Annotated in this window: 13 protein-coding genes; 2 read left to right on the top strand and 11 right to left on the bottom strand. The window is 60.7% G+C overall.

Going from position 1 to position 13,883, the window contains the following annotated elements:
* Nucleotides 1–77 precede the first annotated feature (77 nt).
* From F3J20_RS14450 to F3J20_RS14430, 5 genes are all read right to left on the bottom strand, one after another.
* Entirely contained in the window at nt 78–569 is a 492-nt protein-coding gene (locus tag F3J20_RS14450) for a hypothetical protein (protein ID WP_167283689.1), read from the bottom strand.
* Between the two features lie 83 nt (nt 570–652).
* The gene (locus tag F3J20_RS14445) at nt 653–1,039 is read right to left on the bottom strand and encodes a DUF3592 domain-containing protein (protein ID WP_167283688.1); all 387 of its coding nucleotides are present in this window, start codon (nt 1,037–1,039) and stop codon (nt 653–655) included.
* Entirely contained in the window at nt 1,036–1,500 is a 465-nt protein-coding gene (locus F3J20_RS14440; RefSeq protein WP_167283718.1) for a type VI secretion system tube protein Hcp, read from the bottom strand. The genes F3J20_RS14445 and F3J20_RS14440 overlap by 4 nt, the downstream gene beginning before the upstream one ends.
* 444 nt (nt 1,501–1,944) lie before the next feature.
* Complete coding sequence (locus F3J20_RS14435; RefSeq protein WP_167283687.1) at nt 1,945–3,678, bottom strand: IlvD/Edd family dehydratase; 1,734 nt, start codon at nt 3,676–3,678, stop codon at nt 1,945–1,947.
* Nucleotides 3,679–3,944: 266 nt separating this feature from the next.
* Nucleotides 3,945–4,355 carry a DUF1801 domain-containing protein gene (locus F3J20_RS14430; RefSeq protein WP_167283686.1) on the bottom strand — a complete coding sequence of 137 codons (411 nt, stop codon included), beginning with the start codon at nt 4,353–4,355 and terminating at the stop codon, nt 3,945–3,947.
* A gap of 534 nt (nt 4,356–4,889) precedes the next feature.
* Between F3J20_RS14430 and F3J20_RS14425 the strand changes: the two genes are divergently transcribed.
* Nucleotides 4,890–5,333, top strand: coding sequence for a VOC family protein (locus tag F3J20_RS14425; RefSeq protein ID WP_167283685.1), 444 nt, complete (start codon nt 4,890–4,892; stop codon nt 5,331–5,333).
* Nucleotides 5,334–5,346: 13 nt separating this feature from the next.
* On the opposite strand, the gene F3J20_RS14420 is transcribed toward F3J20_RS14425, so the two are convergent.
* From F3J20_RS14420 to gltS, 6 genes are all read right to left on the bottom strand, one after another.
* Complete coding sequence (locus F3J20_RS14420; RefSeq protein WP_167283684.1) at nt 5,347–8,133, bottom strand: LuxR C-terminal-related transcriptional regulator; 2,787 nt, start codon at nt 8,131–8,133, stop codon at nt 5,347–5,349.
* 656 nt (nt 8,134–8,789) lie between these two features.
* The gene (locus tag F3J20_RS14415) at nt 8,790–9,548 is read right to left on the bottom strand and encodes a response regulator transcription factor (protein WP_167039702.1); all 759 of its coding nucleotides are present in this window, start codon (nt 9,546–9,548) and stop codon (nt 8,790–8,792) included.
* A 454-nt stretch (nt 9,549–10,002) separates the two neighbouring features.
* On the bottom strand, nt 10,003–10,194 hold the full coding sequence (locus F3J20_RS14410) for a hypothetical protein (RefSeq protein ID WP_167283683.1): 192 nt from the start codon (nt 10,192–10,194) through the stop codon (nt 10,003–10,005).
* A 268-nt stretch (nt 10,195–10,462) separates the two neighbouring features.
* Nucleotides 10,463–10,924 carry a hypothetical protein gene (locus F3J20_RS14405; RefSeq protein WP_167039698.1) on the bottom strand — a complete coding sequence of 154 codons (462 nt, stop codon included), beginning with the start codon at nt 10,922–10,924 and terminating at the stop codon, nt 10,463–10,465.
* 91 nt (nt 10,925–11,015) lie between these two features.
* On the bottom strand, nt 11,016–11,876 hold the full coding sequence (locus F3J20_RS14400) for a class I SAM-dependent methyltransferase (RefSeq protein ID WP_167283682.1): 861 nt from the start codon (nt 11,874–11,876) through the stop codon (nt 11,016–11,018).
* A gap of 136 nt (nt 11,877–12,012) precedes the next feature.
* Complete coding sequence (gltS, locus tag F3J20_RS14395) at nt 12,013–13,215, bottom strand: sodium/glutamate symporter (protein WP_167283681.1); 1,203 nt, start codon at nt 13,213–13,215, stop codon at nt 12,013–12,015.
* Between the two features lie 162 nt (nt 13,216–13,377).
* On the opposite strand from gltS, the gene F3J20_RS14390 reads away from it, so the two are divergent.
* Complete coding sequence (locus F3J20_RS14390; RefSeq protein ID WP_167039692.1) at nt 13,378–13,770, top strand: DUF6232 family protein; 393 nt, start codon at nt 13,378–13,380, stop codon at nt 13,768–13,770.
* Nucleotides 13,771–13,883: the final 113 nt, after the last annotated feature.

The raw sequence follows: 13,883 nt of genomic DNA, 5'->3' as shown, positions 1-13,883 counted from the left end.
CTGGCGGTGCCCGGTTATCGAGCGGATAGGTCAACGGTTCAACGACTCCTGCATCGCGCGGCACGGCAATGTACGGCCTATCCATCGACATACAAGCCGTTGCATTTTATTTTTCCGCACATGAAGGCAAATCCCACGGCATCTTGCAGACCTTCGTTGACCCCGCCCACTATCAATGCTGCCGGCGCGCTGCGAATTGCCATGCCGATCAGATCCGGCTTCACGATTGCCATGAGAAGAAGATCCGCGTGGATGCCGAGAAGCATGAATGAGCCTGTGCCGCCAAACAGATAACCGGCGGCCCCTTCCAGATAGATCGTTCCGCCTTCGAGGCTTTGCGGATTCGTCAAGTCATTGCCTTTAAACGAATCCGTCAGATACAGTCCGCCCCTGCTGGTGAAGTCGGCCGTCGAACCTGATCCGCTCAATTCGTCGCTTTTAACGAGGACCTTCGGCAGTGCAAGTCGCGGGATGCGAAGCAGCGTCGCAAGCCCACGGGATGTGCCGACTCCAAAACCGCCGTAAATATACTCGTACGTTTGACCCGACGGGGCATCGAGCGCAAACATACCGCTTTCTGAATTGAACGCGCCGAAACCAATTCCGATGCCCGCGCTAGTATTGAATCTCCAGTGACTCTCTCGCAAAACCATTATCGCCAGCCCTTTCCAAGTGCCTCGCCTCTAAACCCCGCATCGAGAAAACCCACGGCGAGAATCAACAGGAAAACGGATGGAGCCCATAGATCGAACGCACTATCGATCATGGCCGAGCGGCCCGGGTTCCCGGGGTTGTAGCGAATGAGAACAGCCTGGCCGACTTCGAACGACCTGATCGTGCCGGTCGGCAATTCATAGTGCTGCCCATTCTTTGCATCGAAGGCTATCCGCGGGTGATGCCCACCGGAATTCAGGCTGACGACAGTTCCCGCCGTCGCGACGGATGACAGACGAAATTCGATGGTTGAGTAAATGGAAAACGCGGCCGCAATGGATGCAGCCACCCCAATGGCGAGTGCGTAATAGTTAGGGCGCTTCACCGCTCGAGGTTCTCTCTGATGTCAAAACTGGCAGTAACCGCTCCCGCGCTTCCCCTCGTTGGACTTTGAAGCGTGTATTCGTTTTTGACCCGGGCGAATGACAGCGTGACGTGCTCGTAACAACTATCACCAAACACAATAGGCTCGACCGCGGTAACGACTACGTCGCCCAGCGCAATTTTCAGAAAATCCATCGGAATACCGCCTGACTTGCGCGTACTGAGTACCGCCTTGGGTATATGCCTTCCGGTAAGGCAGTAGCGCATCAGATTCGGACTCGCACGGTCGATTTGATGAACGAACTCCAGGTCGTTGACTGTTGCCTTGCCTACGCCACGACCAGAGCCCGTCATCACCTGGGATTGCTGCGACATTTTCCACCGCCAACTGCTGACCTGTATTTCCCCAAGATGCAGTTCATCACGAGACTCTCCTGCAATCCCATCGATCTTGATAAAAATATCTTGCGCCGCCCTTCTTACCTTTTTGGACCAGACAACGTTGAAGTAAACGCGCGTGCAGCGCGTGGACTACGAAACCGCAAACAGGATTCGTATCGTGAATACTCAACGCTACAGTGGATTTCCTCTCGATACAGTCAGACAACGCTTAAATCTGCTTGCAGAGCAGACGAAAAAGGTCATGCACCATTTCTGCACTTTCTTTTATTTCGAATGTGTGCGGACAAAGCACCCGGCGAGACGTTGAATGTCGGAGTTCGTAGTGGGATTTGAGCTACTCGATCATTCCGAAGAGAATAAAAGATTCGGGATGCCAGGAGAAACCGACATCGACAACGGCAAATACCTGCAGGTACTCATGCGTATCACGCAGCCGAACCACAGATAGGGAGCGTTGCACACGACTGCTCAGCAGGAAGACGAGCGCCGCCCGTGTTGAAAGCCTCAATGCGAATGCCGCGGCACCACCGCCCCCCGGCACCCGACGAGAAAGTCGAGGTCACAGCCCTCATCGGCCTGCAGCACGTGATCGATATAAAGACGCCGATACCCGCCGCCCTCGGGCGGCTGCGGCGGCAGGTGCTGCGCGAGACGGCGCGCGAGTTCCGCGTCGCTGATGTCGAGATGCAGCGTGCCCGCGTCGCAATCGAGTTCGATCCAGTCGCCGTCCTGCACCGCCGCAAGCGGACCGCCGGCCGCCGCTTCCGGCGTCACGTGCAACACGACCGTGCCGTACGCGGTGCCGCTCATGCGCGCATCGGAAATCCGCACCATGTCTTTCACGCCCTGCTTCAGCAGCTTCGGCGGCAATCCCATGTTGCCGACTTCGGCCATGCCCGGATAACCCTTCGGCCCGCAGTTCTTCATCACCAGCACGGAGTTCGCATCGACGTCGAGCGTTTCGTCGACGATGCGCGCCTTGTAGTGCTCCAGGTTCTCGAATACGACCGCGCGTCCGCGATGCCTGAGCAAGCCGGACGTCGCCGCCGACGGCTTGAGCACGGCACCGCGCGGCGCGAGATTGCCGCGCAGCACGCGGATGCCGCCATCGGCGACGAGCGGCCTGTCGAGCGGACGGATCACTTCGTCATCGGTGCTCGGCGCATCCTTCACGTTATCCCATAGCGATTTGCCGTTGACGGTCAACGCGCCCGGATGCGGCAGCAGGTTCGCTTCGCCGAGCCGGCGCAGCACCGCCGGCAGGCCGCCCGCGTAATAGAACTCTTCCATCAGAAAGCGGCCCGACGGCATCAGATCGACGATGGTCGGCGTATTGCGGCCAATGCGCTGCCAGTCTTCGAGTTCGAGATGTACGCCGATGCGGCCCGCAATCGCCTTCAGGTGAATCACCGCATTGGTCGAGCCGCCGATCGCCGCGTTGGTGCGGATCGCGTTCATGAACGCTTCGCGTGTGAGGATCTTCGAGAGCATCAGGTCTTCGAGCGCCATTTCGACGATACGGATTCCTGACATATGTGCGAGCACGTAGCGGCGCGAGTCGACGGCGGGAATCGCCGCGTTGTGCGGCAATGACACGCCGAGCGCTTCGGCCATGCAGGCCATCGTCGAAGCCGTGCCCATGGTGTTGCAGGTGCCCGCCGAGCGCGACATGCCCGCTTCGGCCGAGAGGAATTGATGCAGGTCGATCTCGCCCGCCTTCAGCGATTCGTGCAACTGCCACACCGCAGTGCCCGAGCCGATGTTCTTGCCGTCGAGTTTACCGTTCAGCATCGGGCCGCCCGTCACGACGATGGCCGGCACGTCGCAACTCGCCGCGCCCATCAGCAGCGCGGGCGTGGTCTTGTCGCAGCCGCATAGCAGCACGACCGCGTCGATCGGGTTGCCGCGAATCGCTTCTTCCACGTCCATCGCCGCGAGATTGCGCGTGAGCATTGCGGTCGGCCGCAGGTTCGATTCGCCATTCGAGAACACCGGGAATTCGACCGGAAAACCGCCCGCCTCGTACACGCCGCGCTTCACGTGTCCGGCAAGCTTGCGGAAATGCGCGTTGCACGGCGTCAGCTCCGACCATGTATTGCAGATGCCGATCACCGGACGGCCGTCGAATTCGTGCTCGGGAATGCCCTGGTTCTTCATCCAGCTTCGATACATGAAGCCGTTCTTGTCAGCTGTACCGAACCACTCGGCTGAGCGCAATTTCCGCTTTTTTTCCGACATGCTCTGTCCTTGATGCATGTGCCGGGACACAGCGCCGGCCGGTTTGACCGAACCGGCGCCACGCGACCGGCACGATGACGGAAGGCCTCTCTCAGGCTCTGGGGATGGTGAAGTGTACGGAGCGGGTTGATATCTTTCCAATTATATTTTTGGCGATATCGATATCAATTCCGGTATTCGATCGATGACGACACGGTAGTGCGCCGCCCGCCTTGCCCCACCTCGTTTATCGCCCGAGGCCTGCTTAGCCGGTGCGTTCGGTCGGGCTATGCATCCTCGCCCTTCTTGCCCCGCGTATTCTTCTTCAGACGCGCCCGGTTGTACTCGATCGCCGCGCGCACCAGCGCCTTGAGCGCCCGTTCATCGACCTTGTCGCCTTCCAGAAAGTCGATCGCGCGCCGCGCATTGCCTTCGAGACCCGCGTTGAAGAGCCGGTCCGGATCGGCGAGTCCCGCTCCGTGCGCGAACGTCACCTTCACCTTGCCCTTGTGCGCATTGGCGACCGCGATCATGCCGTCGCGCGACCAGACCGGGCTGCCCATCCACTTCCATTCCTCGACGATGCCGCGATCCGCCGCGAGCATCGTCTTGCGGATGCGTGCGAAGGTTTCACCGCGCCAGTCGGTGAGAGCCGCGATCATCTGGTCGATACGTTCGGACGGGTTCGATGGATTCATGGGATTCTCGTGCCTCGCGAATAGTAGGATGCCGTATCAATCGGACGATTGTAATCCCGTGCCCCTCACAGCCAGCCTTCGCATCGAGCGGGTCGGCACTCACCCGGTGGCGTCGAAATGGGTCGCATCGCTACCGTCCTTTTGCGTGAAGAGAGGCGTCCCCCGTCAATGACTGATCGTACGGGTCTTCATGGATTAGGGTCTCGTGTGGTTCCGACTCGATAGAAACACTCAGCCCCACGCACGGCCTCGCATGACGCGCGAACAACTCGAGAAGCTCCGGGCGCAGTCCATCACCACGTTGCGCCGCGAGAGCATGAAGCGAGAGAAGCGGCATCGGCATTGTTCGACTCCTTGCTATCGATGAGCGACGCAGCGGAATGGCCGCGTCTGGAGTGAACGATATGAAGCGGAAAATGTACTCGCCATCCGCTTCTTGCGCTGACATTCGCGCGAGGTATTGCGTCGTCGCCCGGTATGCAAAACGAACTCGATTTCGCCGATAATCGTTCATCGGCAACCCCGGAGGTGACGATGAACACGATTCACGAGGTCTATCCGTATCTGCGCGTGCGCAGCGCCGCGCAGGCCATCGAGTTCTACGCGCAGGCGTTCGGCGGCGTCGAACAGTTTCGTCTGACCGAACCGGGCGGCCGGATCGGCCATGCGGAAGTGAAAATCGGCCCGGCGATCGTGATGCTGTCGGACGAATACCCCGAGCACGGCATGCTCGGACCGAGCGCCGAGAACAGAACGAGCGTGCTGCTGCACATCCATTGCGACGACGTCGACCCGCTTTTCGAGCAGGCGGTGAAAGCGGGCGCGACCGTGGTTCGCCCGCCGACCGATCAATTCTATGGCGAACGCTCGGCAACCGTACGCGATCCGTTCGGCCACGAATGGATGCTCGGCTCGCAGATCGAAGCGGTGGCGCCCGAAGAAATGCAGCGCCGGTATACGGCGCTGTTCGACAAGTAGCGGCGCGCAGCATCTACATCGCAGCGCGCCCTTCGCCGACCCCGAGCCCGAGAACGCTCTGCACCGCTTCGATGCGCGAACTCACGTTGAGCTTTTCGAAGATATTCCTCAAGTGCCACTTGACGGTCTCGGGCGCGAGCTTCAACGAGCGTCCGATTTCCTTGTTCGACAACCCGAGCGCCACGCAATTGACGATCTCCAGTTCCCGCACGCTGAGGATCTCCGACGACGACGTCATCACTCTGAGCGGCCTCGCGGCACCTGATCGCGACGAGCTATCGAGTTCATCGAACGCGGCGAGCAATCGGTCGGCATAGGCCACCTCCGTGCTTGCAGCGTCGCCCGCGTTCTGGCGAAACTGCTGTAACAGCGCGCGAATCGGCGCTCCTTCGTCGACGAAACTGTTGACGAGCCCAATCTCGACGCCGATGCGCAGCGCGCGATTCAATGCGTCGAACGATTTTTCGGCGGCATCGCATTGCGCGCACGCTCGCGCCAGCAGCAGCGCGACGAGCGCTTCCAGAGCACGCCAGCCCATTTTGACGAGCGTGTCGAGCTGGCGTTCGAGAATGGCAGCGGCTTTATCGGCGAGATTCTCGGCAAGCAGAACCCGTGCCTGCAGAACGCAATAACTCGCCCACGTCTCCAGCACGGACCCGCCCCGCCCTTCGCATAGCGCCGGTACGCTCGTGCTTAGTTCGTCGGCGATCTGCCTTGCTTCCGCCAACTTGCCGTCGTCGATAAGCAGTCGCACCGTTTCGGCGTCGCACGCGAGCTTCAGACGCAACCAGTGCCGGTTGATCGCCACCTGGCGGCCGTCTTCGAGCACGGCCAGCGCCGAACCCATCTCGCCGTCACGCCACAGCAGACGTGCCGCCGAAATCGTGTGCCGCACGAGCGAACCGAGCGGCGCAGTCTCCAATGCAATGTTCGTGCGGCCCGCAATCGCGCTGCGGGCCTTGTCCAGTTCGTTGCACTCGTAGTAGATGCTGGCAAGGCAACTCGCCACGCCGGTCACGCCCGCGGATAAAGGACTCAACGCGGGTTCGGCGAGTTGCAGCGTGGCTTCGAACGTGCGTTTCGCCTCGGGCAACTCGCCATGGATCAGCGCGGCGAGACCGTACATCGCGTCGCGCAGCAAGACCGAGTAATGCCGCGCGGGCCCCGTCGTTTCCACGCGGTTCTTCATGCGCTCCCGGATGAGAGCGATCTGATCGAATCTGCCGCGATACAGAAGCCCGAAGAATTGCGCCGACTGCGCATAACGCGAGATCCACGGCGCCACCTCTACGCCCGACGCCCCGACCGTGCTTCCGAGTTCCAGCGCGCGTTCGCTGTCGTCCGAAATACCGGCAGTCAGTGCGCCGACCGCGTTGATTTCTTCCAGCACGACTGCGTCGATCACGCGGCCTTCTTCGCGGCGCATGCGATCGAATTCGTCGATGACTGCGCCAATCTCCTTCGACGCCCGCGTCGTCTGCAGCGAAAACGCGAGCCCCCATACTTTGGCGAGACGCAAACTCAAGCGTCCCAGCACCACATCGGGCGGCAATCTGTTGATCCAGCCCAGCAACGTGTACGGATCACCGCGCTCGATCATATCGCTCGCACAGTTCTCGACCCATTGAGCCGCGAGATCGAGATCGCCGGCGGCAAGAGCATGCCGGACCGCTTCGGGCCACAAGCGCTCGCGTGCAAACCATTGGCATGCGCGAAGATGCAGCACGGGCACCTCCTGCGGCATCTGGCGCATGAGACGCTGCCGCAGCGCATCGGACAGCAGTGCGTGATAACGATACCAGTCCCGCTTTTCGTCGAGTGGTCGAATGAATACGTTGTGCCGTTCGAGCCAGTCGAGCTTCTCTCCGCTTTCGCCGGCCTCGTCCATGATCGCATCGCACACACCTGGCCCGAGCCGTTCGAGAATCGACGTGCAGAGCAGAAACTTCAGCATCGGCGGCGGCAAATGCGCGAGCACCGTATCGTTCAGATAGCGGTCGATTCCCGAACTCGGCCCCGCGAGATTGCGGGCGAGCTTGGTCGCATCGCCCACCTGACTCAAGGCGAGCGAAGCAAGCTGCAAACCCGCGACCCATCCTTCGGTCGCCTCGTTCAGCAGTTCTACGCTGTCCCGATCGAGCGGCACGGTACTCGAGCGATGGAAGAACGCTTGTGCATCGTCGATGGAAAAGCGCAAATCGTCCGCATTGACGCGCATCAGTTTGTCCGGCGAGCGAAGCTGTGCGAGCATCAACCCGGGTTCACCCCGCGCGCCGAGCAGGACGTGCATGTTATCGGGCGCATAGCGCAGCAGGCGCGAGACCACGTCGAGAACCGGTTTTGCGGTGAGGCGATCGACGTCGTCGAGCACGAGAAAAACGTTCCGGCCGCACGCGGCGATTCCATTCAACAGTACGGAAAGAACGGTTCTGATAGGGGTCAGCGCGTCGTTGTTCAGGAGTTGCTGCGCTTGCGACGCGATGTCTTCCGATGCGCGCGAAAACGCCGCGACGAGATACGCGCCGAACTGCTGCGGGTCGTCGTCCTCTCCGTCGACGCTGAGCCACGCAACCGGATGCTTGCTGCCCGACAGCGCCTCGCTCCAGCCCGCCAGCAGCGTCGTCTTGCCGAAACCGGCGGGCGCGGTCACGACAACGATGCTGTTCGGCCGGCGCGTATCGATCCGGCCGAGCAAGGCGAGCCGTTGCACGCAGCCGGGCGGCAGGCGTGGCGCCATCATCTTGGTCTGGATCAGCGACACGCTCCACTCGCGACCGGTACTGCCCGAAGATGCTTCCATGATCGTTCCTCTCCCTGGATTACCGCTTGCAGGAGGTTGCCATTATCTCAACGAGATATTTTGATGTATATGTTGAACCTATCCGATGTTCAACGCGGATTGCCGTGACTCTGTTCGCTACGAACAGGCACGTTTGCTCAGGTTCGCCAACTATTCGAATGGCCGCTGACATTGGTCGTGCGGTACTGCACGTGCAATATCCATGCACGGAATGACGACGCTTCCGCACACACGCCAATGACGTCGGAACCTGAACGAAACGGGGAAATTGGAGCAAGGGAATCACGTATGAGCAACCGATTTCTCGACAGCCCGGATCGCGACTAAAGACCTTCTGCTACTCGCCACTTTTCATCGAGCACCGGCATTCGTGGCTCATAGGTATTGCACCGGATTGAATTGCCTCTCATCGAGCGTATTTCGAATACAGCGGCGTATTGCTTTGGCATGCACATGAACTCAAAGTCTGGGATAAGAGCCGCGAATGCGGACGGTTGCCCTTGGGAAGCAACGTCCGCCTTCGCAAATACTGAAACAGGAGAAAGTCGGGAGTCCCGCAGAGAATCATCGGCCGGCAGCCGTGCGTCCAGAGTTCGCGCAAACGTCACCATCACGTTCGGCAAACATCGCGGATCGCGCGGCTACCTGTGCTTCGCTCATGCGTTCGCCGCACACGCCGTTGCTTCCGGTGCCGGGGCAGGCGCGTCGGCTGCCTCAACCGTGTCGGTCACCGCCACCTCGTCGAGCCGGTATCCGTGCGTATAGACGGTACTCAAACGCACACCGTTGCGGGGATGCAGGGCCAGCTTGCGGCGCAGCCGGTAGATATGGGTATCGACCGTTCGGGACGTGGCCTCCAGTTCACGTCCCCATGCGAGTTTCACCAGCAGGTCTCTCGATACCGCTCGTCCGGCATTGGCGAAGATAAATGACGCAACGTCGAATTCCTTCGCGGTCAGTTCTATCGCATTGCCATGCAGCGTGACGCTGCGGCGGGCCGGATCGAAAACATAGGGCCCGACCGAGATCACACTTTCAGTCTTTTCATTGGGGTTCGTGCGGCGCAGCAATGCACCGACTCGTGCAACAAGTTCGATCGCGCGGAACGGCTTGACGATGTACTCGTCGGCTCCGGCATCGAGCGCACGCAAGATGTCGACTTCAAGAACCCTGCTTGTGAGGAACAGGACCGCCGGCTCCCGCCCCAGATTGTCGCGTATCCAGTGCAGTACCTCGAACCCAGCTACACCGGCCAATTGCCAGTCGAGCACCACGAGATCGACTTCATGGGTCATGAGATAACGTATGGCACTCTCGCCCGAGTTGGCTTTGCTTATTGTGTGCCTCGACTGCTGCATGGTCTTTTCGACAGCCACGGCTTGCGCAGGATCGTCTTCCACCAACAGGATATTCATATATCACCTCGCTCTTTCGGGCCAACCGGACGGCAAATCCGGCACCACGGAAAACGGAACGAATGGACGACACGAACCGGACCGCAATGCCGCGAATTGCGAGGTCAGACTGGCGCGAAACTCTCATCCTGAACGATTGTGTGGCGCATGGAAGGATTGATGCCCCCAACAGGCGCCGTCGTTCGCCTCGTTTTGTGAACTGCGGGAAATCAAGATAGACTGTGCCAGGCGGCAACATAGCCCCCCATTCGGGGGGGCGAGAGGTGTATTCGATGGGGTGGCTGCAATCATATGCAAACGGCATAGCGCGTGTGCACGATGATCGAGCCTGTCCCCATCGATTCATCCATGAATGATAGGGAGCGTCGCAACGCAATACGTCAACAAACGTGAACGGAAGGGATCGCGGTAAAGACGGTGAAGTATTCGCGACAGCCGAGTCAGCAATGACCGGCTACGGAAATACCAGGATGAGAATCAGATGAAGGAAGCCCCACACGAACAGCAATGACAGCGGAATCGCGCCGAGTGCCAGCAACATGAGCCAGCGCTTGCGATAAGGTGGTTGGTTGTCCACATCATCGGACCGGCGCGTAAGTGCCTTTGCATCGAGCAGCCCGCGCTGGATGGTCACTTCTCGTCGCATGGATGAACGTCCCCGTGAAAACATCTGGATTGATTGGCGCCTGGCACGCACTCCGTGCCAGGCGGCGAACGCAGGCACTCTATCCGCGAGATGCGAAATAGTCTGTCAAGCTTTGTCAATCCATGAAGCGGGGATCAGAAAACCACGATTCGCGACAGGCATCATTCGCTGCGTCTGCCTGGAGGCGCGAGGCGCGATAACACCGCAGCGTGCAAAGAAGCACGTTCGGCGAGAACGCCGATAAGTACCACCCCGGTTCAACAGAACATCACTGCCCGTTGGCGTGCGCCCTGAGAAACGCCACATAGCCATTCTGGGTCTTCAGGATCTTATCGGCGCATTCGTCATAGTCAGAGCCTTTCTCGCTATCCTGACCATACATGTCCCGGCACTGAGCGAAGAGCGAGAGCGTCGCGCCGCCGCTGCTCTTTGCGGCGCGAGTCGCCGAGAAGGCGACCTTGCCCGAATCGTCCGGCACGTCGGTATCGATTGCGATTGCATCGGCACGCGTGATGTGGGTATCGGAATGCTGCTCGATATAGCGCTTCGTCAGCGCCCATGCAACATCGCAATTGTCCGGCGAGCAATCGACAACCGCGTTGCGTTGCGCCGCGGCGAGGTTCGGTTCGCTATGAAGGATGTCCTGCTGGGCGCGCTTGACCTGCTTTTCTTCCGACGAGCAGGCAGCGAGGGCAAACGCAACGAGTGCAAGGGCGGCGATTTTTTTCACGATTCAATTTCCTGGCCATATTCGTGCGCGATTATAGCCGTGCGGAGAAGAGGCTCGCAGATTCGGCGGCATACCGTCCCTTTAACGACGACTACGTACGCGCCACCAGCAACTCCTCCGCATTCTCGGGCGGCCGCAGCCCATCCGTCCTGCCCGCGAAATAACGCTGCGTCAGATCAACCGCCGACACATGCCGCGCCTCGCCAAATCCAGCTTCGAGCGCCATCGCCTGGATCTGTTGCGGTGTGAAGAAGCTGATGAAAGGCGTACCGCTTGCGCGCGCCCCCTTCTCCGCCATGTCGAGTCCGGGGCGTACGTCGGGACTCGCCATCTCGAGCGGCAGCAGAAACGTCATCGCAAACGTCGACCCACGCGCGAGCGCCGCCACTTCGCGCAGCGTGGCCGCATTCGCCTCCTTCGTCAGATACATGCTGACGCCGGTCGAGACGACGACAGCCGGCTTGCTCTCGTCGAACCCCGCGGCAACGAGCCGTTGCCGCCAGCTCTCGCCCGCTTCGAAATCGACGGAAACGAAACGCAGCCAGTCGGGCACGCCGAAACCCAGTTCGATCAGACGCTGCCGCTTCCACGCTTGCGGTCCGGGCGGATCGACCTCGAACACCGTAAGCCGCGACGCCACCTCCGGCCTGCGCTGGGCAAAGCTATCGAGACCGGCACCGAGAATCACATACTGACCGACGCCGAGCCCTATCTGCTCGATGACCAGATCTTCGATAAAACGCGCGCGCGCGACGATCGACGCGCGAAACGGCCGCGTGAATTGCGGGTCCATGTCCCCGCGATTACGCCAGCTTGCATCCGGTGCCAGCAGTTGCCGGCCGACCTCGTCTTCGAGCACGTGCGGCACCGCGTCGGCATGCACATGCAATGCGCGCCACAGCGCGACACGCGCGGCCGTGCTATCGGGCGCGACTTCCTGTTGATCGTTCATGACTCTCCTGATCCTTGCTTGAGAAATCGGCAATCGCATCCCTCGCTTGCCGGTGAAGCCAATGGAATTGCTCTTTCGTGGAGCATCGCATAACCACGCTTCGCAAGCATTCCCTCACAAACTACCTCAAACTGCCTCAATGAAAGAACGGCAACGCGAGAAACAGCTTGATGACGATGGCATTGACGATGTCCATGAAAAACGCGCCCGTCATCGGGACGACGAGGAACGCGATATGAGAATGGCCGAACCGGTTCGTGATGGCCTGCATGTTCGCGATGGCGGTCGGCGTCGCGCCAAGCCCGAGTCCGCAATGCGCCGCGCTCAGCACGACCGCGTCATAGCTGCGGCCCATCAGCGGGAACGTCACGAATACCGCATAGAGAGCCATAAGCAGCGTCTGTGCCGCGAGAATCGTGATGACCGGCACCGCGAGCGCGGCCAGCTCCCACAGGTCGAGCCGCATCAGCGCCATCGCGAGAAAGAGCGCAAGGCTCACATTGCCGACGAGCGCGACCGCATGCTGGTCGAGCCGCACGCGCAGGAGCGAAAGCACGTTGTTGAGGATCACGCCGACAAACAGCACGCACACAAAGGTCGGCAATTCGAATACGGTTCCCGCGAGCCAGTCGCCCAACGCTTCGCCGCCCGCGAGGCAGAGGGAAATCAGCGTGAGAGTCGTGATGAGCGCCGCGGGCGTGGTCGGCTGCTCGGCTTTCGGCGCTTCGAAAACCAGTGTGTCGTCATCGTGATTCTCGATGTGCCGCATATCGGCACCACCGATCTTGCGCATCAGCAGACGCGCGATCGGACCTCCGAGCACACCGCCCATCACGAGCCCGAACGTCGCGCAGCCGATGGCGATTTCGGTCGCCGACTGTAGCCCATGATGTTCGCTGAAGACCTGACTCCACGCCGCGCCCGTACCGTGGCCGCCCGACATCGTGACCGAGCCGCCGAGAATGCCGTACAGCGGATCGACGCCGAGCGCGAACGCCAGCAGAATCCCGATGACGTTCTGCAGGATCAGCAGCCCGCTCACGAGCGCGAGAAAGCGGATCAGTACCGGACCGCCCGCCTTGAGGTTCGAGATGTGCGCATTGAGGCCGATCGTCGAAAAGAACGCGAGCATGAGCGGCGCCTGCAACGTGGAGTCGAACCGGACCTCGACGTGCGTCGCGACGCGGATCAACAGCACGCATACGGCAACGACGAGCCCGCCCGCCACCGGCGCCGGAATCGAATAGGTACGCAGCACGCCGATCCACTGAATGAGCTTTTCTCCGAGCAGCAGCACGAGCGACGTCGCGACCAGCGTTGCGTATACGCCGATAGTCATGAACAGCCTCCCGGCCGGAGCGCGATCAACTGCCATCTTAGTCAATCCGTCCGCGCAAAGTATGATTTTCCTTGGCCCGATGCCATCCGCACATGACATCGCGTCACTGCCGGGCGTCGAAGTCTGCTACGCTGCGCCCTTCACCACCCTTGCTCTCAATCGATGGAAACCCCTTTCAACGATCGCGGCGTGTCCGTGACGCGCAATGCGCTCTCGTCAGCCGGCCAGGTCTTTCCGCTGCGCGACATCGTCGGCGTGCAGGTCGTCACCGTACGCAAGAACAGGGTCGTGCCGCTCGCGATCTCGATCGTCGGCGTGATCGGCGCGATTGCCGGCGCCATCCTGCACTCGGCGGCGGGCCTCGTGTGCGGGATCATGCTCGCGGTGGTCGGCTGGCTCACCTGGGCGACCCAGGACGTCACGCATCGGCTCATCGTGCAAACGGCCAATGGCGAGCGCGAGGCACTGATGAGCACCGACCGCGAATTCGTCGAGCGCGTGAATGTGGCCGTGCAACAGGCAAAATCGACGGCCGCGAGCGCGGCACAGGCGTAAAGCCAGGTCTGCCTGAGTTGACATGAGCGTAACGTCAGTGGTCAATGCGCGACCGGCAGTAAGAAAAGCCGTGCGCGGCTCCCCGAGCCGGCACGGCTTTTCATTCGCTTGGC

Source organism: Paraburkholderia sp. Cy-641 (genome assembly GCF_011752945.1).
Taxonomy (GTDB): Bacteria; Pseudomonadota; Gammaproteobacteria; order Burkholderiales; family Burkholderiaceae; genus Paraburkholderia.
This window is presented reverse-complemented; position numbering and strand designations above follow the sequence as displayed.

Coding starts and splice junctions, on each gene's coding strand:
- F3J20_RS14415 (WP_167039702.1), bottom strand. CDS start 9,548: ATGAATATCCTGTTGGTGGAAGACGATCCTGCGCAAGCCGTGGCTGTC.
- F3J20_RS14430 (WP_167283686.1), bottom strand. CDS start 4,355: ATGAATCCATCGAACCCGTCCGAACGTATCGACCAGATGATCGCGGCT.
- F3J20_RS14410 (WP_167283683.1), bottom strand. CDS start 10,194: ATGCGACGAGAAGTGACCATCCAGCGCGGGCTGCTCGATGCAAAGGCA.
- F3J20_RS14400 (WP_167283682.1), bottom strand. CDS start 11,876: ATGAACGATCAACAGGAAGTCGCGCCCGATAGCACGGCCGCGCGTGTC.
- F3J20_RS14425 (WP_167283685.1), top strand. CDS start 4,890: ATGAACACGATTCACGAGGTCTATCCGTATCTGCGCGTGCGCAGCGCC.
- gltS (WP_167283681.1), bottom strand. CDS start 13,215: ATGACTATCGGCGTATACGCAACGCTGGTCGCGACGTCGCTCGTGCTG.
- F3J20_RS14435 (WP_167283687.1), bottom strand. CDS start 3,678: ATGTCGGAAAAAAAGCGGAAATTGCGCTCAGCCGAGTGGTTCGGTACA.
- F3J20_RS14390 (WP_167039692.1), top strand. CDS start 13,378: ATGGAAACCCCTTTCAACGATCGCGGCGTGTCCGTGACGCGCAATGCG.
- F3J20_RS14420 (WP_167283684.1), bottom strand. CDS start 8,133: ATGGAAGCATCTTCGGGCAGTACCGGTCGCGAGTGGAGCGTGTCGCTG.
- F3J20_RS14450 (WP_167283689.1), bottom strand. CDS start 569: ATGTTTGCGCTCGATGCCCCGTCGGGTCAAACGTACGAGTATATTTAC.